Below are 19,838 nucleotides of genomic sequence, written 5' to 3'. Positions count from 1 at the left end.
TAAACGTTTAAGCAAGGGAGATCTCTCAAAGATCCCCCAAATCGTCATAACTGTGATGCGGTTGAATCCCGTACAATTAATGAAGGAGACAGCATCACGCGCTGTATCACTTTCTTTTGTTTTGAATCGGCCATGCCGTCCATCAGCAGTTCAATTGCTTTTTCCCCCATTTCTTCAGTCGGCTGTGCGATAGTTGTTAATTGGGGATCACTGATCTTTGCAAGGATGCTGTTATCAAACCCAATCAGAGAAAGAGATGAAGGAATAGGAATATGAAGCTGCCTTGCAGCCTGCAAAACGCCTAAAGCAAGCAGCTCAGTCGTCACAAAGACAGCCGTCGGCCTTTGTTTTTGATTAAGCAGCTTTAAACTGATGTCTTTACTGGCTGACAAATCATATGGACAGTCTAGAATGGCTGATTCATCGATTTGGATTCCTGAAACCTGCAGTCCTTCTTGAAAGCCGAGGACACGATTTTTGATTGATGTATTGTTAATCTTTTCTGCTATGACAGCTATATTAGTATGCCCTAATTGGGCTAAATGGACGGCTGCCTCGTATCCCCCTTTAAAATCATCCGCAACTACAGTGTCTACAGGCAGGTGCGGTATATCTCTCGATAGCATGACAACCGGCATGTCGCTTTCAATCAGTTCCCGTATCGCCTGACTGTTTTTGAGGCCCGTCGCCACAATAATGCCGTCTACATGCTTTTGCTTCAGCATGGCGATATATTCTTCTTCTCTCAGCGAATCGTTGTCCGTACTGCATATGATGACGCTGAAGTCCTTTTTACGGCCGCTGTCCTCCACAGCTCGGGCAAGTTCGGCCATAAAAGGATTGGCGATGTCAGGAATGAGCAGCCCGATGGTCTTCATCATTTTTCTCGCTGACGTTACAACACTTGGCTGATATTGAAGCTCCTCAATCACTTTCCAAATTCTATTTTTGGTTTTCTCACTTATATTGCCTGTATTATTCAGAACCTTTGAAACCGTAGAGATTGAAACGTTTGCTTCCTTAGCAACATCATAAATGGTTGTTTTCATTAAGAAGGCCACCTTTATATAATAGATCCTCTTTAGTATAAACGAATGCTTACCAGAATTTCTTTTTAAAAAGGCGCTTCTTCTATCAAATACTCAAACCGTTTGCGGCACTCCATTTTTTAACGTGACAGGCTGCTTCGTTTTGCAAGACTCTATACAAGCTGCGGCAATGGCAAGTGCTGCACGCGCATCTTCACCTGTTACTGAGGTTGGTGAATTATTTCGAACAGCGTCAACAAACGATTGTAACTCATCAACATAAGCATCAAATAATAAATCTTGGTCGTAGCGAATCGTGTTGTAGCTGACTCCGTCTTTGTTATACCTTGTCATGTTTGTATGGCGGAGATCTCCGATGGTCAGCATGCCTTCAGACCCAAACACCTCTCCGCGGACATCATATCCATAAACCGCTTGAAAGTTTGCCTCCGCCGTTGCAATCGCTCCGTTATCAAATTTGATCGTGACTACTGCCGTATCCAAAAATCCTTTGTCTTTAAAATCAGGCCTGACAAGCGCATCAGCCGAGGCATAGACTTCAATCGGCTTCGCATTTGGATTGAGGTAAAGTAACGTATCAAAGTCATGAATCAGCGTCTCTAAGAAGATCGTCCATTGAGGAATTGGTGTTGGATCGCCGAGTGCCGGGTCTCTTGTAATGGAACGCATTAACTGAGGTGTTCCGATTTTTCCTGCACGGATTTCCTCATATGCACTGCGAAAGCCTTTAGCAAAACGTCTGTTAAAACCGATCTGAAGCGGAACAGACTCTTCATTTACTACCCTTATGACTTCATCCGCTTCTTCCAGTGTGACAGCCATCGGTTTCTCACAAAATACAGCTTTCCCCTTCTTTGCCGCTGCCATAATGTTTGCTGCATGCGTCCTTGCCGGCGAAGCAATGATGACCGCATCAATATCAGGATGCTCCAGCATTTCTAACGGATTTGTAAACGCTTTAATATTTGAGCCGATTGTTTTTGCAAATGCTTCTGCATTCCCCGGAACCGGATCTGCAACTGCATACAAATCTGCTCCTTTCACACGAAACGCAATACTCTCTCCATGGAAAGCTCCCATCCGTCCCGCACCTAATAGCCCAACCTGTACATTTCCCATCAGCACCACTCCCATTCTGCAAATATAAGGAAAGTCTTTCCTTGATTATCTCATCTAAAAAACAAATCATGAAATTGTTATAATATTAGTTTGTTAATGAGGGAAAGTCTTTCCTAATTGTTTTCAATTGTAACCCCTTACATTTTACAGGTCAATCTTTTTTTTCTGTTTTCAAAGCCAACCTCTCCTATAGCCGCCGTTCAAGCCTGCGATGGGTTAGGAATTTAGGGAGCAAAAAAATACCGAGGGTGTGCGGCACGTCAGGTGGAAATTTCCCGCAATAGAAGGAAGGTGATGAAGAAAAGCAGAATATGAAATGAAACAAACAAAGTGAGGATGATATGACTGAAGACTTTTACTGAGATGAAGTATTTAGCGGCAAAACGAAAGTAAAGAAGGTGCTAGAGACAGATTACGTATTGGCTTATTACCATACAAAGCCTTTTTATCCAGTCCATATTGTGGCTGTCCCTAAGAAACATATTTCCTCATTGATCACTCTAGAAGAGAACGACCATGACTTGCTTCTTGAATTAATGGGTATCATTCAAAAGATCGCTTCCATGATGACGGAAGAAAAAAGCGGTGTGATCACCAACTCAGGAGCTTACCAGGACTCTAAACATCTACATTGGCATATTGTGTTTGGGAAGCCGCTTAAGTAAGCAGCTTTTATCAGCATAGCTGTTTCCGCATACGTATATTGGTCATGGCATAGCCCATCTTCTGATAAAGATAGACGGCTGTCTCGTTGTGTGCAAATACATGTAGAGCCAGCCTTTCCGCACCGAGCTCTCTTGCTCTTTCATCAAGCGTTTGAAGCGCCAATTGAGCAAGTCCTTTTCCGCGAAAGGCTTCATACAATCCAAAGGAATAGATAAACGCTTCCTTTTGCGGATGAAACGGATCAGCATACAGCCAGAGCCAGCCCATTCTTTCCCCTTGGTCATTTGTGATGTTCCAAAAATAATGATTGCTGCTGTCTCGCCCATTCGGAATCATGTTTTCATATGCCTGCTCCGATTTCTCAAACGCCTCTTTTTCCGTCCAAGTTCCTGACGTTATGTTTTGTTTCGCAAAATTTTGCACGGACATCCCGCGAAAGGCTTCGAACTCTTCCTCAGTCATGTCTTCCAAAGTGAATGCCATCCTGTATTCCTCCTTTATAAAAAAAAGCCCAGCTGATGCCAGACGAATAACACAGAAATGGAGCTCTATTTTACTGATTCAGTTAATTCCTGGACTTTCTATTATTCGATAAGAAAAGGAGATTTCCTGCAAATGGGCTTGTTCTTAAACATTAGTGAAAAGCTTACGTGTAACTCCCCATGATGATCATGATAGAAACAATCAAACAAATCATCGCTGGTATCGCCATGATGACCGATTGTCTTGCTCGAAACATATGCGCATGAATGGCTCCCGCCATGAGAACGACAAACAGAACACCTGCTCCAATCGCTGCATACCGATTCCAAATTCCCGCTGTCATAGCAAGTGCCCCGGCTATTTCAAGAATGCCAGTAACAGTCAGAAACCATAATGGATATTGATAATGCCGCCAATGCTCAACTTGAAAGGGAACGCGGCTTACCTTTATGATGCCTCCCGCAATCATAAAAACTGCCAAACTGACTTTCATCATAATAGATATCATCTTACATCATTCCCTTTCGGAAGCATCCCGTAAATTAAAAGATTCACAACCTCTGCTGCGAGGCTTGCCGGATCTTTGATTCCGGTTAACAAAAATGATTCGGTTAAATGTTCAATCATGCCGACCAAACACTCAGCGACAGTTTCCATATCCAGTTCAGAGTGAAAATAGCCAAGCCGCTGTTCTGCTTCTAAGTTCTCTTTCAAAACCATCGCCAAGTCTTTTTTCATTTGTTTTGCTTCCGGGTTGAGAAAAAAGCCGATCTTGGTTAAATCCTTGTCCTCATCCAAAAATTGAAAAACAGTCTCTACAGCTAGCAGTACCCGTTTTGACACATCCTCCGTGTTTAATCCGTTTTCCAGAAGGAGTGACTCTGTCAGCTTTCTGACTCGAGAGTGAAAATCGGTTATTAACTCGGCAAAGATGGCTTCTTTGCTTTGAAAGTACAGGTAAAATGAAGGCTGCGTGAACCCAGCTTTTTTCACAATTTCACTTACCTTCGCGTCATGGAATCCCCGAACCGAAAATTCATTAGCGGCAGCTTTAAGTAATCGTTTTCGGCTTTCTACTCCTTTACGTCCTTTACTTTTCAACTAGGACCACCCCAAAAATAATACTCACGATTAATGTTACTCACGAGTATTATTTCATGGCATTAGCTTCATTGTCAATGATTTCAAACTGATCCTGTTTGCCAGCTTCCTTTATTAAAAGGTCTCATGCATTTCGAATAACTGAATCAATTCATTGATTCCTATATCAATGGCTTTTCATTCACTGATAAGTATTTGCTGAATAGATTGACATTCAGGCTGTGACAAACTTTATTCTTTTTTTCTAACGAGCATCACTCCAGGGCCAGATAGAGTTTTGCCCGCAAATGCTAGGAACAATTGGGTGCAGCGGCGCATAATGTACTGTACAGAAAGATGGAAGGGTGTGATGGGATGCCGTCTACAGTAATCAACCTATATTATTTGAAGATCAACAGTATTTCGGGCAATGGTTCAATTACAATAGGCGAAGCTGCTTATAACAGCCCTACCAACAATCAAAAATCTCAAGGGACCAACTCTTCTTTCGGTGATACATCACCTACAGAATCCGTAATGGAAAACTTCTTAAACGATCCTGATGTAAATGACCAGACATCTATCGGCAACTCTGATACATCCAACGTTAATGCTCCTCCGATTGCACCACCGCCAATTTTAGATTAAAGGGGTTTCGTCTATGCCATATCAAATTAATATCGCAAATATTAAGATCAACGGCGTCACGCAAAACGGAAATATAGATGTCGGTCCGACTGTGCACAACAGCCATACTGCGAACAGCAAATATTTTGGAGCAAACTTTTCCTTAGGGGATCTTTCGCCTACGTCTTCACTTTTAAACACTGGAAATATTGATTCAGACGTTAGTGACCAAGACCAAATCGGAAACCCTTCTGCGCCGATTTCAAATCAAATTTAAGGAGAATCTCATATGGATTTCGAAAAAATTCGAAAGTGGCTTGAGATTACGAATGAATATAAACAAAGTGACTTTTGGACAAATGTGCTCAAATATAAAGCCCCGGAACATTTTTTTGATTCCGAAGCTTCTACGTTTGTTTACGACTTTTATCAAGATGAGGAATATAATTTTATCATTGTGGAAATGCCCGGTGTGTATGAGGAAGAATTAACGATCCGTTTACTGTCTAAAACCCAGCTGCTGATCAAAGGAACGATCACGCCTGTTTTTCCAGCCGAAATGGAAGTGCTGCGTGAACGGTATTACGGAGAAATTGAGCGAATCATTCAGCTTCCCGAAGCCGCTGAAACTCATTTGTTACAGATTCAGCTGTTAAACGGGCTTCTGCATATTTCGTACCCAAGACAAGTTGAAACCATTGCGTTCAATAAGGGGCTTTAAGATTGATTGTTCCTTCATTCCTTATCCATAGGGACTGATATATGGTCTTTATATTGATCCACATAAATATCCCCATTACCCATCAGCACTGCGTACACGGTCTCTTTCACCTTTATGTCTCTTTTTCGCAATTCTTCCAAAAGCCAGGATTCCGTCAAACGATTCTGCTTTAAATTATTCTCAATGATTTCTCCGTCCATAATAAGTTCTATCGGAAGCCTTTGTTCTTGGTTTACCGCAATCATTAAATCCTGTTTGGTCACATGCCGGAATTGCGGTTTTCTTAACACAGTCAGCTGACCATTCGTTTCAAGAATGGCAAAAAGAACTTCTTCGATATTAAATATTTCTTTTTCCCGTAATTGCTGATTTAAATAATCAAGTGTGTAACGCATTTTCCTCATATTTGATTCAAGTATCTTCCCGTTTTGAATCAGCACTGTTGGATCTCCGGCAAAAAATTTCCTCAGCTTCCTGTTCTTTATCGACAGAAACGAAATTAGAAAAATGGTTAGCACAAAAATACTAAACGAAATGGCCATATTGTGCGGTTTTATTGAAGTATTGTAAGCTAATCCGGCAGCAATCGCCCCTAGTGTGATCGCCGCAATAAAATCAAAAATCGTCATTTGAGAGATTGTCTGTTTGCCTAAAATTCGTTCTGCGATTAACAGCAAGCCAAAGCTGGCAACCGTTCTAATGACAACTTCAAGTTCAATCATGTTATGGCGCTCCCCGCTTCCCAGATTGTTTCGGCCAAAAAACTCCTGTTGCTATCATTGTTTGGCTTAATATATCCATCTATACCAAAATTATTGTTCGGTTCAGGACAGAATGAACCGACTGCCTTTCGGATATATTAAATTGCGATTGGCCGGAAGAAAAGCCAATCCCATGACAAATCTAATTCATCATTGGTCAGGTGGTAGCATGAATTTCACTTGGGAATCTCTTGTTCTCATTGTAGCCGGGGTCATTTTGCTGAGAATTTCAGGAAGGAAATCAATCGCACAAATGACGTCAACTCAAACGGTTGTCATGATTTCGATCGGAACTATTATCGTTCAGCCAATCATCGAGTACAGCCTCTTCAAAACATTAATTGCAGCGGCAATTTTCACAAGCACACTCATCGTTATGGAATGGATCCAAATGAAATCGAACACCATTGAAAAGATGTTAACCGGAAAAGCAAAAATCGTCATTGAAAACGGACAGCTTCATATCGAAAACTTAAAGAAGATGAGACTTACAGCTGACCAGCTTGAAATGCAGCTACGGCTTCACGGCGTTACGGCTATACAAGATGTCAAAATTGCGACATTAGAGGCAAACGGGCAATTAGGAATAGAATTAACTGATGACGCCAAGCCTTTAACAGTCAGGGATCTGAAAAAACTCATTCACCCCGATTTCATAAATAAGGATGGACAAGCCCAGTCTGCCAATCAGAATATTTTTGATGAAGTTGGTAAAAAAAATAAAAAAAACGTCCCTAAAAAGCTGCATTAACAAAAGGCGCTTGTGGCATTTTGCAGGTTTTTGTCTCTTACTGAAAGTTTTTGCCGTTTTGTTTAAGCAACTGCTGCTCACACACCATATTGTATAAACAGTCATAACGGAGAGGAGAGATGAATGATGAAATTCCCAGTTTATATTCATTCGATATCCGGGAACAGCGTTTTTAATAACGGATTTGCAGTTTCCATCAGCCCGTTCTCTGTGTCTAAAACAACAGAGGGTTCCGGTGGGAGTAATACAGGTTTGGTTTTTGAATCCAATACTTTAAGCCAAACAAGCTCCGCCAATCAAGCCCAAAATGTAACATATGCGATCCAAGAGCTGCTTTCCAAGCTTTTAGCGTAAAAATTAAGAAATAAACACTTCATGAGGTGCCGTATGGCTTTTCCAATTATTCACACGAACTTTTGGGATGCTGTGATAGCTGTTCCAATCATCATATTGATAACCCAAATCCTCAAAATATTATTGAAAATCCCCAAAACTTTTGTACCGTCAGTTGCCTTAATAACAGGCCTTGTCATTTCTGTTTTCATAAGCCATCGACACAGCCTCTTTTCTGGCGTATTTATGGGCTGGTTTTATGGCTACGCTGCTATAGGCTCCTACTCATCATTAAAAACGACCATCTTATCCTTCAGGCAAACGAAAAACGATACATCAAATTCATAGATGACATATAACGATCTGCCGCCTCTTTATCAGGCGGCTTTATTTCTGCTGATAGGTTGATCATCTTCAAAAGAGATGCTCATTCACTCGCTATTATTTTTACCATTATGTTGATGCAATGATATAAAAACGCAATATCATAGAAGTAAATAGACTGCCAGCGTCCTCTATGACGGCTACTTCTGAGTGAAAGGAGTTTTTGAAGCATGCGATCTCAAATCAACATTTCAAATCTCACGATAAATGGAATGACACAAAACGCCAATACAGATATCGGACAAAACTTGCAAAACAGCCATACTGCGAACAGCAAAAATTACGGAGTCAATTTCACATTAGGAGATTATTCTCCTTCTCATTCAATTATTATTTCAGCAAGTTGTGATAATGATACAAGTGATCAAGGGCAGGTTGATAACCCTTCTTCACCTAGTGAAGAATAAAAAAAGAACTCATTTGAGTTCTTTTTTTGCCTTATTCCTTTATTCGCCTTCATATAATCGATAAACCCTTTTCAGCTTTTGTTCAAGCTGTTCAAAATGAACAAAACGGGCTTCTCTTAGAAACTCAGTCCCATCAATGAACAAAAGAAGCACAGGAACGGTGAAAACTGAAAATCTGCCGGCGACCTCTGCTACATCGTCAGCATTGATATGCCCCAATTTGATGTTTGGAAACTGATCCAATACTATTCTGAGCTGGGGCAGAACTGCGTGACATACTGAACAGCCAGGCCTTGATATATAAATAAAACTGAATTTGTGCTGTTTGATAAAGTTTTCTATAAAAACTAATGAATGTAATTCTGTCATCTCTTTCATCCATTTACTCCTTCAAATAGGTCTGTTTTTCATGACCAAGCTCATCAATACGTATCATTCACTATACAGATTTATATTTATTATATCCGCTTTTTTGCTTTGCAGAGTACCTGCAAGCTTGCCGAAATGCCAAAATAAAAGAACAGTTACTGACAAGCAGCAACTGTTCTTACATACTTTCGTATTAAAAATGCAAAGCGTAAGCTCCTGAACCGATGAGTGCAACCCCTATGGAAACTGCAATGAGCACCAGGTTATATTCAAAACCTCCCGCGCCATTCGCAAAACCTTTCGCTCCATGGACTTTTACGATGGCACCTAACATGATGATCGTTATGATAGCAGCTCCAAGCGGGAGGAATACGCCTAAAATAAATAGAATTCCGCTTACTAACTCCCCAAGACCTGATAGAGCGGCCGCAACGTTTCCTGGTTTCACCCCAATTGATTCGAACCATTGTCCGGTTCCTTTAATCCCGTATCCGCCAAACCAGCCGAATAATTTTTGTGTGCCATAAAACAAAAACACCACACCAATCATTATACGAATAAGCAACAGTCCTGCATCTTCCATTTGTATCTCTCCTCATCTTTGATTTCATCTGATTCTGTGCTGACAGTACCATCCAGCAATCATCAATTGAATATATGTTTCTTTATTTTTTATGTGTCAAATCAATCTAACTCTCTTACTTCAAACGGCAGCAGCCCTTGTTCAATTTGTGTGCGATGCGGTTCATATTGCACAGGCAGCATCAGTTTTTCGCCCATTGTTTCCTGTGTTTCATCATGTGCAAAGCCTGGGGGATCAGTTGCGATTTCAAACAGGATTTCCCCGTGTTCCCTGAAGTAAATGGCATTAAAGTAGTTTCTATCCCGAACAGGAGTTACACCATATCCGTGGGAAGCAATATATCTTTGCCAATCTAACTGATCTTCATCATCGTTAGCCCGCCAAGCGATGTGATGCACCGTTCCGGCCCCCATTTGCCCGCGGCCAATAGGCGTTAACTTAAGGTCAATCACATTTCCGATATCACCGGCGGAACGATAACGAACGAAGTCTCCTTCTTTGCCGACTCGCTCCAGCCCCATGATGTTTTCTAAAAGGTCAGCGGTTTTGTCAGGCTGCGCTGATAATAGGGTTGCACCCCCAAAACCTTTAATGGCAACATCGGGCGTTACATCTCCGAAAGTCCACGTATTAGCCTCTCCTTCTTCTCTTTCCACGATTTCTAAGTGCAGTCCATGAGGATCATCAAATTCTACATATTGTTCCCCAAAGCGCTCGATTTTGGTGTATGGAACGTTGAACTTTTCTAGTCTCTTTTCCCAAAATACCATAGCCCCTTTCGGCACGACATACGAAGTCACGCCAACTTGACCGTCTCCAATGACGCCTTGGCGGGCTCCGGCCCACGGAAAGAAGGTAATGATTGTTCCCGGCTTCCCGCCTTCATTCCCAAAATAAAGGTGATACGTACCTGGGTCATCAAAATTGACAGTTTGCTTGACCAAACGAAGCCCAAGCACTCCTGCGTAGAAATCTGTGTTCTCTTGAGGGTGACCGACAATCGCTGTAATATGATGAATTCCCATCGTTTTTTTAGCCATTTTTATCCGCTCCTTTTACATATACTCAACAAACTCATTCACAGGCTTCCGGTAGCCGCGCGGTCTTCTGCTCTCTGTTTTTTCTTTTCCAATCGTAATCATCATGACAACCTCAAATTGGTCGTCTATGTTCAAAATCCGTTTTACGGCTTCCGCATCAAAGCCGATCATCGGGCAGGTATCCCAGCCTTTTTCCTTAGCACTCAGCATAAACATCATCGCAGAAAGTGAAGCATTCCTTATCGCCTCATCTCTCTTAAATTGTTCTCCCCTGTTTTCATAAAACGAAACGGTGTCTTGCACCATGTGGTCATACTCTTGCTTATTTAATATCCCCAATACCTTTAAACCTTCATAGATATCGGCCGCTTGTTGATATGCCTGCTTATCCCCTAATACCAAGAGAACCGCAGAAGAGCTAACCACTTTATATTGTCCGTTTGCGGCCTGCTTCAGCTTTTCCTTTACGTCCTGGTCAAGAACCGTCACATATTTTGTATGCTGCAAATTAAAAGCCGATGGCGCCAATGCAACCAATTCAAACATCTCATTGAGATCTTCTTTTGTGATTGGATGACCTGAAAGAAAATTGCTTGCAGATCGTCTTTCATTGACTAAATGAGTAAATTCAGCCATTACGCTACACTCCCTTTTATCTCGAATTCGAGATATTATGTTATAAAAAATCTATTGAATATTGTGTAAAAGAACTGACAACGATTGAACACTTAGAGTTGCGCTTGATCGCTGATCTTTTCAATCAAATATCTCGAATTAAAATATCTTGAATATGAGATAATAATAAAATACAGATCTTCTCATGTCAATAGGTTTTTAACAATCAGGTGGAAATTTTTCACTGACGGCAGCATTTTAATGGCGAATCATCACTGTTGTTACATAAGAACTCATTTGTTTGCTGTATGACCCTTTTAGCACAGCTCCAACTTTTTTTCTGTCACCTTATTTATTAGTAAACAGGAAACAACGTTGCTATAGACCCACTCGAAATTGAATTGGTATGATAAACAAAGTGATTACACAGGAAAGGATACGGAGAGCGTATATAGAGCACTCCTATTTTTTTGTGCAGTTTTATAGGAGGAAAAAATGGCAAGTGAAAGAGAACAAATAAGCAGAAAAGTTGCTTTGATTGCATTGATCGCCAATCTGATCTTAATGGCAGGAAAGGTCTTTTTTGGGCTGGTAGGCGATAGTGAAGCCGTGTTTGCAGACGGAATACATTCCGCGGCAGATGTCGTTGCTTCGATTGCAGTCTTGGCAGTGATCGGAATTTCCAATAAACCGCCCGATCAAGACCATCCTTTTGGTCACGGAAAAGCTGAAGTCATTAGTGAGGCGATTGTAGGAATTATCTTAGTGATCGTATCCGTTTATATCCTCATAGAAGCGATTCTGTCCTTTGTTAAAGGGCCAAGCGTTCCCCAATACAGCGCATTGTTTGCGGCTCTGATTTCGTACGTGGCTAAGGAAATCTTATATCGTTATTCTATAAAGCAAGGGGAAAAATGGAACAGCAAAGCGATTATAGCGATTGCGTACGATCATAAAGGCGATATCGTTGCCTCTCTTGCCGCTTTTATCGGCGTCCTGTTGGCTATCATCGGAAACACCCGCGGATGGTCCTATCTGTTGTACGCCGATGCCATTGCCAGTGCAATCGTTGCTTACCTCATTTTTAAGATTTCAATGGAATTAATCAGGCCGTCTGTTGATGTGCTCATGGAAAAGAGTGTTGATCCCGAGCTGATAGAGGAATATAAAGCTGTTATTTTTCAATGTGATCAGGTAAAACGAATTGATAGAATCCGCGCGCGAGAACATGGCCACTATAAATTGCTTGATGTCCGTTTATCTTTGGATCATGATTTGACAATTAAGCAGGGACACGACATTGCCCGCGAAATTCGGAATGAAATCAAAAGACAGTTTTCAGATGTAGAAGAAGTGCTCATCCATGTAAATCCTTATTTCGAAGAATGAAAAGCTCCTTTTTAGAAGGAGTTTTTTCTTTTTGCTGCAAACTTTACCTTTAGATCTCGCCGTACTATATAATGTGTGTATATCAATCATAGGGACAGAAAGGTTGTTAGAATGAAGGAATTTTTTTCGATTGGAGAAGTGTCAAGGTTATTCAATGTGAAAATCTCTGCTCTTCGGTATTATGATGAAATCGGTCTGTTGAAACCGGAATATAAAGATGAGCAAACGAACTATAGATATTATTCTACCCAACAGTTTGAGCGGCTGGATACCATCAAGTATTTGAGGGCCCTAGGCCTGCCAATCAATAATCTTCTTGATTTTTATAACTCTCAAAATACAAACACTCTTCTTCATTTACTAAAAAGCCAGCAGGCTGAAATTGATCGCAAAAAGAAAGAATTGGAACGCATTGAACGAAAGATCTCCCGACGCATCGCACATATAGAAGATGCCGTTAATATGCCGTTACATCAAATTTCAAAAATCAAACTCCCCGCATTGCGTGTGGCTTATTTACAGCATGAATATGTTCTCGGCCATGATATCGAACATTCGTTAGCTGAATTGAGAATCCACCTGAATGTAAACGAAGATATATTCATAGGCAAGATCGGTTTATCCATATCAGCAGCAAATGTGAAAGCAAAACAGTTTGACAAATATTCCAGTATATTTATGATTCTTGAAGATGAAAATGAAAAAACTTCATCAGAAATCATCTTTCCTTCAAGAGAATATCTGCAAATTAGGTTTAAAGGGTCACACCCAGAAGCCGAACCATACTACAAAAAATTACTGGCATATATGAAAGAACATCATTATGAGGTAGCAGGGGACTCAATCGAAATCACACTCATTGATTATGGCATTACGAATAACCTAGATAATTACGTGACTGAAATCCTGCTGCCCATCAAATAATCTCATGAATATGTTTTGATCTCCCTTGACTCTCTACTAACTAGAGGGTTTATTTTTTATGCAGGAATGATTTTTGGAGGAGAAAGCTTATGTTTGGAACGATTTTTAACACAGTGATGATCATTGCAGGAAGCATAATCGGGGGGATATTCAAAAAAGGCATTAAAGATGAATACCAGGATATTTTGATGCAGGCAATGGGATTCGCTGCAGTCGCGCTGGGGATCAACGCCATTACACAGCATTTGCCTGATAGTAAATATCCCATTCTATTCATCGTGAGTTTAGCCATTGGAGGTTTGCTAGGCCAGATCATCAATTTAGAATTACGATTCAACAAGCTGGTGAACAAATTTTCTAAAAGTAATTTAGCAGAGGGCTTATCTACTGCGGTCTTATTATTTTGTATAGGTTCGCTGTCAATATTGGGCCCTGTTGAAGCCGCTTTGCATGGAGATTATACATACCTCCTGACAAACGGGATGTTAGATGGGATCACCTCCATTGTGCTCGCTTCAACTTTTGGTTTTGGAATAGCGGCTGCAGCCATTGTATTATTTGCCTGGCAAGGCTCCATCTATTTATTTGCTAAAGTAATGGAGAGCGCAATCAATACAGACCTTATTAATGAAATCACAATTGTGGGAGGCATACTCATCCTCAGTTCAGGTCTAAGCATTCTTGGAATCAAGAAGTTCAAAACATTGAATTTGCTGCCTTCCCTCTTGATCCCTCCTGTTGTGATTTTTGTGATTCATGCATTTGGATTGCGGTTTTAATGAAGCGGCTCCACAAAGGAGGTTAATATTCTGTTATATTGATTTTCAATAATCTGTTCCAATCGTTTTATTTCCTTTTCATCTTGGATTTGACGTCTAATAACAACTGTATTATATTGTAAATAAAGTCTGTTATATCAAAATCAGATTCCCCATCACGAAACGGCACATTCATTTAAACAATGTTGGGAGGGGCATTTGTATGTCAAACCATTCATCTAGTATTCCCGAATTAAGTGACAACGGTATCCGCTATTATCAAACTTATAATGAAAGCCTTAGTCTTTGGCCGGTCCGTTGCAAATCATTCTATATATCTACTCGTTTTGGTCAAACACATGTGATTGCAAGCGGCCCAGAGGATGCCCCGCCGCTTGTATTACTCCACGGAGCATTATTCAGCTCGACGATGTGGTATCCCAACATCGCCGATTGGAGCAGCAAATACAGAACTTATGCAGTTGATATCATAGGTGATAAAAACAAGAGTATTCCTGAGAATGTAAGCGGTACAAGAACGGATTACGCCAATTGGCTTCTTGATGTGTTTGACAATCTGGGGATCGAAAAGTCCCACATGATCGGACTTTCGCTTGGCGGTCTCCATACGATGAATTTCCTTTTACGTATGCCTGAGAGAGTAAAAAGCGCAGCTATACTGAGTCCGGCAGAAACGTTTTTGCCATTTCATCACGATTTCTACAAATACGCTCTTGGCCTTACAGCGTCAAATGGAGTTGAAACATTCTTAAATTGGATGATGAATGATCAGAATGTGCTGCACCCGATTTTTGTGAAGCAGTTTCAGGCAGGGGTAATGTGGCAGGATGGATCAAGAAATCCAAATCCTAAAGCAGACGGATTTCCGTATGTTTTTACCGATGAGGAATTACGTTCAGCAAGAGTTCCTATCCTATTATTACTTGGTGAACATGAAGTCATCTATGATCCCCACTCAGCCCTGCACCGAGCCTCTTCATTCGTTCCTGATATTGAGGCGGAAGTCATTAAAAATGCCGGACATGTTTTATCGATGGAACAACCCGCTTACGTAAATGAACGTGTAATGCGTTTTTTCAATGCAGAAACAGGCATTTCACGGTAAGGGCTTATAAGATAGTGTTTTGCATTCATAAAGACCTGCAATATACTTCTAGCCGGGCATTTCAAAAAATAGAGTCTCTCTCATGGACTCTATTTTTCTTGGACAAAACCCGCAGCTGGTTTTGTGTGCTTGTTTCTTTAGGTTTCTTATATGATCAGTTGTAAAATCCTTTATTTTCAAGAAGGATTCTCAAGATCCTTGGCATCAAGTAGTGAATGCAAAGTCAAAAAATCATGTCACTTCTCCTGGGATGCCTGCTAGTATGATGCAGCTTCTGCCAATATGAAACAAAGTTCCATCCATATCGAAAATGAGTGATGGCGCCATAAGTGTCTCCTTTTAACTGCCGACTCCATCTTCTAAATACTACCATATGCAAAAAAAGCAGATCATTAAAGATCTGCTTTTTCTATTACACACTGATTTGTTTCTTTTGTTCATGATCTATTTCCGGCTGTATTTCCTTTGTCAGTTGATGCCCTTCTATATCCACATTCGGAATCATCTTGTCTAACCATTTCGGCAAATACCAGGCTGCATTCCCCATCAGCTTCATGACACTTGGAATCAGTGTCATTCTTACAATAAAGGCATCAAAGAGCACACCAAAGGAAAGAGCTAATCCGTTGGCTTTAATAGAAGCTTCGCCTGCAAAGATAAATCCTGCAAAAACGAAGATCATGATCAAGCCGGCTGCTGTAACAACAGGACCACTGTGTTTTAATCCAGCCTGAATGGCTTGTACTGGATTGTTTGTTTTTACATATTCTTCACGCATTCTGCTGACAAGGAATACTTGATAATCCATGGCTAACCCGAACAGAATCCCAATAGATAAAATCGGCAGGAACGCGAGTATCGGCCCTCTTTCAGGTATTTTGAAAAAGTCGATGAGATTCCCGTCTTGCAAGACAAATACACAGATTCCAAGAGTGGCTGTCATCGTCAACATGAAACCTGCAACAGCAACAAGCGGCACAAGCAGCGAACGGAAAACGATGGTCAGCAATACAAACGCAAAGCCAACAATAAGTACAGCAAACACCGGTATCGCATCATTCAGGCGATCTGAAATGTCAATATTCACTGCAGTCGATCCAGTAACAAGCAAATCTACTCCGTTTTTATCTGACAAACTGCGTACATCGTGTACCAAATCTTTCGTTGTGACATCATTTGGACCTGTTTCCGGAACGACCGTAATGATGGCAAAGTTCCCTTCTTTATTAGGCATTGCAGGGGTGACACTTGCTACATGGTCTAAACCCTTTATTTCTTTCACTGCATCTGCGAAAGCCTCCGCCTTATTTTCTGTAGCATTTGTGGCATCCGCTACGATTGTTAATTGGCCATTAAATCCTTCTCCAAAGCCTTCGGCAAGCAAGTCATATGCCCGGCGATCCGGATTATCCTTAGCTTTCATCCCAGCATCAGGCAAGCCCAGTTCCAAATGCATAGATGGGATACTAATGACGATCAAAATCAGAATGCTGCATACACTTAGCATGATAGGATTTTTGGTGACAAAGCGTCCCCAGACATTTGTTTCAGTGCTTTGTTTTTCTATTTTCTTGTTTGATTTCGGAATCATCCGCTTCCCTGCAATCGATAAGACCGCAGGCACAAGTGTGATGGAAGCCAAAACAGCCATCAGTACACTAAGCCCTGCTGTCAGCCCCATCGCAGACATAAAAGGAATGTTAACGACAGTCAATCCGCAAAGTGCAACGATAACAGTAAGTCCGGCAAAAACGACTGCGCTTCCCGCTGTTCCCACGGCTCTCGCAATTGATTCATTCTTTTGTATGCCTTCGCCTAAAAACTGGCGGTGTTTCGTAAAAATAAATAAAGCATAATCAATACCAACAGCAAGGCCAATCATTCCGGCTAATGAAAGACTGACGGAAGCAATATCAAATACTTGTGTCCCAATCAAAACCAGTCCAATACTTACACCTAAACCAATCATTGCAGTTAAAATCGGCAAACCAGCTATTAATAAAGAACCGAATGTAATGGCTAAAACGACAAAAGCCAAGATAATGCCGACAATTTCAGAGACACCGCCTATCTCCATCTCGGCTCCCGGTACATCTCCGCTTAGCTCAGTTTGCAATCCTTCATCATCAGCCATTTTCAAACTGTCTTTTAAGTGTTTGATAGAGTAATCCTTTATATCATCTGCTGATGATTTATACTTGATATCAGCATAGGCAACTGTGCCATCTTTCGCGATTGTCCCTGTCACAAAAGGACTTGCAATCGAGTCAACAGAATCATCTTTACTGATTTCTTTGAACGTATCTTCTATTGCTTTTTTTGCTGGCTTCCCAGTAAGTTTCTCCCCATCACCAGCACCGAAAATAACCCGTATGCTCCCTTTATCAGGACCGTGAGGAAATTCTTTTTGAATCACATCCATCGCTTTTTCCGAAGGTGTGTCAGGTATGGACATATCCTCAGAAAAACTTGGTTTCAAGGTCACTGCAAGGCCTATCGCAGCAACTAACACAACGATCCACGCACATATTGCTTTTATGCGATTGCGAGCAACCCATCCTCCTAATGTATATAACATTTTTGACATGATAATCTCCTTTCAACACATTGCTTGATCACATTCTTTCTCATTGTAGTTGACAATGAAATGAAAAAAACGTACATTCGGGCATGTACGTTTGGGCAATTTTCAAATATGCAGTTTAGTTGTCTATTGTCAGAATACCTTTTTGCATGGCAATCGTTACTGCCTCAGTTCTTGAATTCGCGCCTAATTTATTGTAAATGGACGTTAATCTGGACTTTACTGTTCGCTCAGAGACGCCCAAATCAAAGGCAATCGCTTTGCTTTTAAGACCTTTAGCAATTGCTTTTAGAACAATGACTTCCTTTTCTGTCAGCTGCGTCTCATTGCGCTGCTTTTTCATCCGCTCAAATTGGATTTCTTGCAGACGTTTAAGGATATCAGGCTGCAATAGCACATTTCCTCTGATGGCTGCATCCATTGTGTGAAAAAGGGTTTCTGAACTCGTATCTTTTAACAGATATCCTTTCGCTCCTAATTCAATCCCTTCGATCATTAAGTGATCTTCATTATATGTAGTCAAAATAATGATGGGGGTATCGTGTTTTTCTTTTATTTGTTTAATGGCCTCTAACCCGCTCATCTCCGGCATATACAAATCCATCAGAATGATATCCGGTTCTAATTCATCTGCAAGACGGACTGCGACTTTTCCATTTTCCGCCTCTCCTATAATGGTGTATTGATCATTCGTTTCAATTAAAAGCTTCAGACCTTCCCTCACGACAAGATGGTCATCAACGATTAAAACCTTATTCATCTTGCATCTCTCCCTGAATTGGTACAGTGATCTCAATTTGTGTTCCTTTCAATTTTGTACTCTTGATATTGAATTGGCCATTTATTGCCCTGACGCGTTCTTGTATGCCAAGAAGCCCATAATGTCCTCTCTTTTTCTTTCCTTTTTCAACATCAAATCCCTTGCCGTTATCCTTAACTGTTAAATGGAGCCTTCCCTTTTCATCATCCCAAATGGATATCCAGATTGTTTTCGCCTCAGCATGCTTTGCCGCATTCGTCATGCATTCTCCAATGATGTAATAACAGTTTTCAGCTGTACGCACATCCAGCACCTGATGCAATCTGTAATCTAATAAACAAGCCATGCCTGTCGACTCTATAAAATGATCCATTAGCGAGGTAATTCTTTCTTTTAAAACACCGATTTCTTCTGATTTGCTGCGGAGATCGTCAATAGCTGAACGTGCATCAGCTAATGTGCTTTTCACTCTTTTCATCGATTGTTGTATGATTTCCTTCGCTCTCTCTGTGTTGCCTTTGGCGAGATGAACATGAATCGCATCCAGCTGCATATTTAAACTGACAAGACCTTGAGCAAGCGTATCGTGTAAGTCTCGGGCCATCCGCTGTCTTTCGTTCTGCAGCGTCAGCTGTTCTACCTGCTGATGAGCCAGCTCCAGCCTTTCAAGAGTCAATTGAGCTTTTATTTTTTCATCGACTTGGGCAAAAAATGTTGCGGCATAAGTGATGATGACAATCATGATCGGCGCAGCAATAACAATAAAATGCAAAACTTCACCTTTATGAAGGTGATACGCCGAATTTATGACCAGCAGCAGCAATAGATAAAGAATGGGAATCGTCCTTCTTCTGTCTGCCATTCCTAAAATCTGTCCAATCAAAAATGCATAAAGGCCAATGATGACCAGCATAAGGTAGCCAGTCATGAGATTAGCAAGTGTAAAGGTGATCAAACCTTGTATCACAAAATACAGAACCACCCTTTTCTTAACCCAGCGATATGAGTGCCAATGAAGCAAAGCAAAAATGGCGATTAATATGGTAAACGCATAAAGCAATAAAATGGACCAGCCCCCAGAAACAAATTGCAGCACGATAGAGGCTATATAGATCATGAGAATAAAAGCCAGGCCCGGCACTCTGAGTGCAAGCATGTTTAATGCCCGCCTATCATGTGAGTAATATTTATCTTTAAAAGGATTCCTTATAAGCAAACCTTATCCACTTCCTTTACCTGTTTCACCGAATAGAGATTCATGAAAATCGAACCTATACTTCAACGTGCAAACATACATGTATCCAATCAT

The 19,838-nt window shown here is 41.0% G+C and carries 25 protein-coding genes; 12 read left to right on the top strand and 13 right to left on the bottom strand.

Translation table 11 applies throughout. The annotated features are described in order from the left end of the window. Window positions 1–44: 44 nt before the first annotated feature. Both MKX38_RS03070 and MKX38_RS03065 read right to left on the bottom strand, forming a co-directional pair. Entirely contained in the window at window positions 45–1,049 is a 1,005-nt protein-coding gene (locus tag MKX38_RS03070) for a LacI family DNA-binding transcriptional regulator (protein WP_029725836.1), read from the bottom strand. Window positions 1,050–1,142: 93 nt separating this feature from the next. Then, window positions 1,143–2,168 (bottom strand): Gfo/Idh/MocA family oxidoreductase, encoded by a 1,026-nt coding sequence (locus MKX38_RS03065; protein ID WP_029725835.1) that lies wholly within the window; start codon window positions 2,166–2,168, stop codon window positions 1,143–1,145. A gap of 398 nt (window positions 2,169–2,566) precedes the next feature. Between MKX38_RS03065 and MKX38_RS03060 the strand changes: the two genes are divergently transcribed. Then, the gene (locus tag MKX38_RS03060; protein WP_240304240.1) at window positions 2,567–2,833 is read left to right on the top strand and encodes an HIT domain-containing protein; all 267 of its coding nucleotides are present in this window, start codon (window positions 2,567–2,569) and stop codon (window positions 2,831–2,833) included. Between the two features lie 10 nt (window positions 2,834–2,843). Here MKX38_RS03060 and MKX38_RS03055 read toward each other — a convergent pair whose 3' ends face one another. The 3 genes from MKX38_RS03055 to MKX38_RS03045 all read right to left on the bottom strand — a co-directional run bounded on the left by MKX38_RS03055 (window position 2,844) and on the right by MKX38_RS03045 (window position 4,418). Continuing rightward, window positions 2,844–3,317, bottom strand: a complete 474-nt coding sequence (locus MKX38_RS03055) for a GNAT family N-acetyltransferase (protein ID WP_080528978.1) — start codon at window positions 3,315–3,317, stop codon at window positions 2,844–2,846. 163 nt (window positions 3,318–3,480) lie between these two features. After that, window positions 3,481–3,825: a DoxX family protein gene (locus tag MKX38_RS03050; protein ID WP_339188549.1), complete on the bottom strand. Its 345-nt coding sequence runs from the start codon at window positions 3,823–3,825 to the stop codon at window positions 3,481–3,483. Then, complete coding sequence (locus MKX38_RS03045) at window positions 3,822–4,418, bottom strand: TetR/AcrR family transcriptional regulator (protein WP_019712445.1); 597 nt, start codon at window positions 4,416–4,418, stop codon at window positions 3,822–3,824. The genes MKX38_RS03050 and MKX38_RS03045 overlap by 4 nt, the downstream gene beginning before the upstream one ends. Window positions 4,419–4,772: 354 nt before the next feature. On the opposite strand from MKX38_RS03045, the gene MKX38_RS03040 reads away from it, so the two are divergent. The 3 genes from MKX38_RS03040 to cotP are packed head-to-tail and all read left to right on the top strand — an operon-like array spanning window position 4,773 to window position 5,745. After that, on the top strand, window positions 4,773–5,045 hold the full coding sequence (locus tag MKX38_RS03040; RefSeq protein ID WP_003243854.1) for a spore germination protein: 273 nt from the start codon (window positions 4,773–4,775) through the stop codon (window positions 5,043–5,045). A gap of 13 nt (window positions 5,046–5,058) precedes the next feature. Beyond that, window positions 5,059–5,301, top strand: a complete 243-nt coding sequence (locus MKX38_RS03035) for a spore germination protein (RefSeq protein WP_003234151.1) — start codon at window positions 5,059–5,061, stop codon at window positions 5,299–5,301. A gap of 12 nt (window positions 5,302–5,313) precedes the next feature. Further along, window positions 5,314–5,745 (top strand): spore coat protein CotP, encoded by a 432-nt coding sequence (gene cotP / locus MKX38_RS03030; RefSeq protein WP_015715315.1) that lies wholly within the window; start codon window positions 5,314–5,316, stop codon window positions 5,743–5,745. 14 nt (window positions 5,746–5,759) lie between these two features. On the opposite strand, the gene MKX38_RS03025 is transcribed toward cotP, so the two are convergent. Further along, window positions 5,760–6,467, bottom strand: coding sequence for a DUF421 domain-containing protein (locus MKX38_RS03025; protein ID WP_015715314.1), 708 nt, complete (start codon window positions 6,465–6,467; stop codon window positions 5,760–5,762). Window positions 6,468–6,675: 208 nt separating this feature from the next. On the opposite strand from MKX38_RS03025, the gene MKX38_RS03020 reads away from it, so the two are divergent. From MKX38_RS03020 to MKX38_RS03005, 4 genes are all read left to right on the top strand, one after another. Next, on the top strand, window positions 6,676–7,257 hold the full coding sequence (locus tag MKX38_RS03020; protein WP_175407059.1) for a DUF421 domain-containing protein: 582 nt from the start codon (window positions 6,676–6,678) through the stop codon (window positions 7,255–7,257). 123 nt (window positions 7,258–7,380) lie between these two features. After that, on the top strand, window positions 7,381–7,611 hold the full coding sequence (locus MKX38_RS03015) for a spore germination protein (protein ID WP_029317348.1): 231 nt from the start codon (window positions 7,381–7,383) through the stop codon (window positions 7,609–7,611). 33 nt (window positions 7,612–7,644) lie between these two features. Further along, window positions 7,645–7,938: a hypothetical protein gene (locus tag MKX38_RS03010; RefSeq protein WP_009969672.1), complete on the top strand. Its 294-nt coding sequence runs from the start codon at window positions 7,645–7,647 to the stop codon at window positions 7,936–7,938. Between the two features lie 206 nt (window positions 7,939–8,144). Then, window positions 8,145–8,381 (top strand): spore germination protein, encoded by a 237-nt coding sequence (locus tag MKX38_RS03005; protein ID WP_003244342.1) that lies wholly within the window; start codon window positions 8,145–8,147, stop codon window positions 8,379–8,381. Between the two features lie 39 nt (window positions 8,382–8,420). Here MKX38_RS03005 and MKX38_RS03000 read toward each other — a convergent pair whose 3' ends face one another. The 4 genes from MKX38_RS03000 to MKX38_RS02985 form a co-directional block, all read right to left on the bottom strand. Further along, window positions 8,421–8,759, bottom strand: a complete 339-nt coding sequence (locus tag MKX38_RS03000; RefSeq protein WP_038428419.1) for a thioredoxin family protein — start codon at window positions 8,757–8,759, stop codon at window positions 8,421–8,423. 184 nt (window positions 8,760–8,943) lie between these two features. Further along, a complete protein-coding gene (locus MKX38_RS02995; RefSeq protein WP_003234169.1) occupies window positions 8,944–9,333 on the bottom strand; it encodes a DoxX family protein in 390 nt (129 codons plus the stop codon). A gap of 101 nt (window positions 9,334–9,434) precedes the next feature. After that, window positions 9,435–10,373: a ring-cleaving dioxygenase gene (locus MKX38_RS02990; protein ID WP_326147288.1), complete on the bottom strand. Its 939-nt coding sequence runs from the start codon at window positions 10,371–10,373 to the stop codon at window positions 9,435–9,437. A 15-nt stretch (window positions 10,374–10,388) separates the two neighbouring features. Next, the gene (locus tag MKX38_RS02985) at window positions 10,389–11,009 is read right to left on the bottom strand and encodes a nitroreductase family protein (RefSeq protein ID WP_003244392.1); all 621 of its coding nucleotides are present in this window, start codon (window positions 11,007–11,009) and stop codon (window positions 10,389–10,391) included. Between the two features lie 474 nt (window positions 11,010–11,483). On the opposite strand from MKX38_RS02985, the gene mneP reads away from it, so the two are divergent. The 4 genes from mneP to MKX38_RS02965 all read left to right on the top strand — a co-directional run bounded on the left by mneP (window position 11,484) and on the right by MKX38_RS02965 (window position 15,185). After that, complete coding sequence (gene mneP / locus MKX38_RS02980) at window positions 11,484–12,377, top strand: manganese transporter MneP (protein ID WP_015252717.1); 894 nt, start codon at window positions 11,484–11,486, stop codon at window positions 12,375–12,377. A 111-nt stretch (window positions 12,378–12,488) separates the two neighbouring features. After that, a complete protein-coding gene (locus MKX38_RS02975) occupies window positions 12,489–13,301 on the top strand; it encodes a MerR family transcriptional regulator (protein ID WP_181216816.1) in 813 nt (270 codons plus the stop codon). 89 nt (window positions 13,302–13,390) lie between these two features. After that, on the top strand, window positions 13,391–14,080 hold the full coding sequence (locus MKX38_RS02970; protein ID WP_015252719.1) for a DUF554 domain-containing protein: 690 nt from the start codon (window positions 13,391–13,393) through the stop codon (window positions 14,078–14,080). A 202-nt stretch (window positions 14,081–14,282) separates the two neighbouring features. After that, window positions 14,283–15,185, top strand: coding sequence for a carboxylesterase (locus MKX38_RS02965; protein WP_003234180.1), 903 nt, complete (start codon window positions 14,283–14,285; stop codon window positions 15,183–15,185). A 412-nt stretch (window positions 15,186–15,597) separates the two neighbouring features. On the opposite strand, the gene MKX38_RS02960 is transcribed toward MKX38_RS02965, so the two are convergent. The 3 genes from MKX38_RS02960 to ydfH all read right to left on the bottom strand — a co-directional run bounded on the left by MKX38_RS02960 (window position 15,598) and on the right by ydfH (window position 19,745). Continuing rightward, entirely contained in the window at window positions 15,598–17,772 is a 2,175-nt protein-coding gene (locus tag MKX38_RS02960) for an MMPL family transporter (protein ID WP_339188541.1), read from the bottom strand. A gap of 115 nt (window positions 17,773–17,887) precedes the next feature. After that, window positions 17,888–18,529 (bottom strand): two-component system response regulator YdfI, encoded by a 642-nt coding sequence (gene ydfI, locus MKX38_RS02955; RefSeq protein WP_003244318.1) that lies wholly within the window; start codon window positions 18,527–18,529, stop codon window positions 17,888–17,890. After that, entirely contained in the window at window positions 18,522–19,745 is a 1,224-nt protein-coding gene (ydfH, locus tag MKX38_RS02950; protein ID WP_015252722.1) for a two-component system sensor histidine kinase YdfH, read from the bottom strand. Before ydfH ends, ydfI begins: the two co-directional genes overlap by 8 nt. Between the last annotated feature and the right edge of the window lie 93 nt (window positions 19,746–19,838).

Origin of the sequence: Bacillus sp. FSL M8-0025, from assembly GCF_037975475.1 — a bacterium.
Lineage (GTDB): Bacteria > Bacillota > Bacilli > Bacillales > Bacillaceae > Bacillus > Bacillus subtilis.
The sequence above is the reverse complement of the archived record's forward strand: the minus strand, read 5'-3'. Positions and strand labels throughout refer to the sequence as shown.

What these genes read in the sequence shown, in the direction of transcription:
- MKX38_RS03010 (WP_009969672.1), top strand. Translation starts at nt 7,645, where the DNA reads ATGGCTTTTCCAATTATTCACACGAACTTTTGGGATGCTGTGATAGCT.
- MKX38_RS03000 (WP_038428419.1), bottom strand. Translation starts at nt 8,759, where the DNA reads ATGAAAGAGATGACAGAATTACATTCATTAGTTTTTATAGAAAACTTT.
- MKX38_RS02960 (WP_339188541.1), bottom strand. Translation starts at nt 17,772, where the DNA reads ATGTCAAAAATGTTATATACATTAGGAGGATGGGTTGCTCGCAATCGC.
- MKX38_RS02990 (WP_326147288.1), bottom strand. Translation starts at nt 10,373, where the DNA reads ATGGCTAAAAAAACGATGGGAATTCATCATATTACAGCGATTGTCGGT.
- cotP (WP_015715315.1), top strand. Translation starts at nt 5,314, where the DNA reads ATGGATTTCGAAAAAATTCGAAAGTGGCTTGAGATTACGAATGAATAT.
- MKX38_RS03050 (WP_339188549.1), bottom strand. Translation starts at nt 3,825, where the DNA reads ATGATATCTATTATGATGAAAGTCAGTTTGGCAGTTTTTATGATTGCG.
- MKX38_RS03005 (WP_003244342.1), top strand. Translation starts at nt 8,145, where the DNA reads ATGCGATCTCAAATCAACATTTCAAATCTCACGATAAATGGAATGACA.
- MKX38_RS03055 (WP_080528978.1), bottom strand. Translation starts at nt 3,317, where the DNA reads ATGGCATTCACTTTGGAAGACATGACTGAGGAAGAGTTCGAAGCCTTT.
- MKX38_RS03065 (WP_029725835.1), bottom strand. Translation starts at nt 2,168, where the DNA reads ATGGGAAATGTACAGGTTGGGCTATTAGGTGCGGGACGGATGGGAGCT.
- MKX38_RS03040 (WP_003243854.1), top strand. Translation starts at nt 4,773, where the DNA reads ATGCCGTCTACAGTAATCAACCTATATTATTTGAAGATCAACAGTATT.
- MKX38_RS02965 (WP_003234180.1), top strand. Translation starts at nt 14,283, where the DNA reads ATGTCAAACCATTCATCTAGTATTCCCGAATTAAGTGACAACGGTATC.
- MKX38_RS03070 (WP_029725836.1), bottom strand. Translation starts at nt 1,049, where the DNA reads ATGAAAACAACCATTTATGATGTTGCTAAGGAAGCAAACGTTTCAATC.
- MKX38_RS03020 (WP_175407059.1), top strand. Translation starts at nt 6,676, where the DNA reads ATGAATTTCACTTGGGAATCTCTTGTTCTCATTGTAGCCGGGGTCATT.
- MKX38_RS03035 (WP_003234151.1), top strand. Translation starts at nt 5,059, where the DNA reads ATGCCATATCAAATTAATATCGCAAATATTAAGATCAACGGCGTCACG.
- ydfI (WP_003244318.1), bottom strand. Translation starts at nt 18,529, where the DNA reads ATGAATAAGGTTTTAATCGTTGATGACCATCTTGTCGTGAGGGAAGGT.
- MKX38_RS02985 (WP_003244392.1), bottom strand. Translation starts at nt 11,009, where the DNA reads ATGGCTGAATTTACTCATTTAGTCAATGAAAGACGATCTGCAAGCAAT.
- MKX38_RS02970 (WP_015252719.1), top strand. Translation starts at nt 13,391, where the DNA reads ATGTTTGGAACGATTTTTAACACAGTGATGATCATTGCAGGAAGCATA.
- mneP (WP_015252717.1), top strand. Translation starts at nt 11,484, where the DNA reads ATGGCAAGTGAAAGAGAACAAATAAGCAGAAAAGTTGCTTTGATTGCA.
- MKX38_RS03015 (WP_029317348.1), top strand. Translation starts at nt 7,381, where the DNA reads ATGATGAAATTCCCAGTTTATATTCATTCGATATCCGGGAACAGCGTT.
- MKX38_RS03025 (WP_015715314.1), bottom strand. Translation starts at nt 6,467, where the DNA reads ATGATTGAACTTGAAGTTGTCATTAGAACGGTTGCCAGCTTTGGCTTG.
- MKX38_RS02975 (WP_181216816.1), top strand. Translation starts at nt 12,489, where the DNA reads ATGAAGGAATTTTTTTCGATTGGAGAAGTGTCAAGGTTATTCAATGTG.
- MKX38_RS02995 (WP_003234169.1), bottom strand. Translation starts at nt 9,333, where the DNA reads ATGGAAGATGCAGGACTGTTGCTTATTCGTATAATGATTGGTGTGGTG.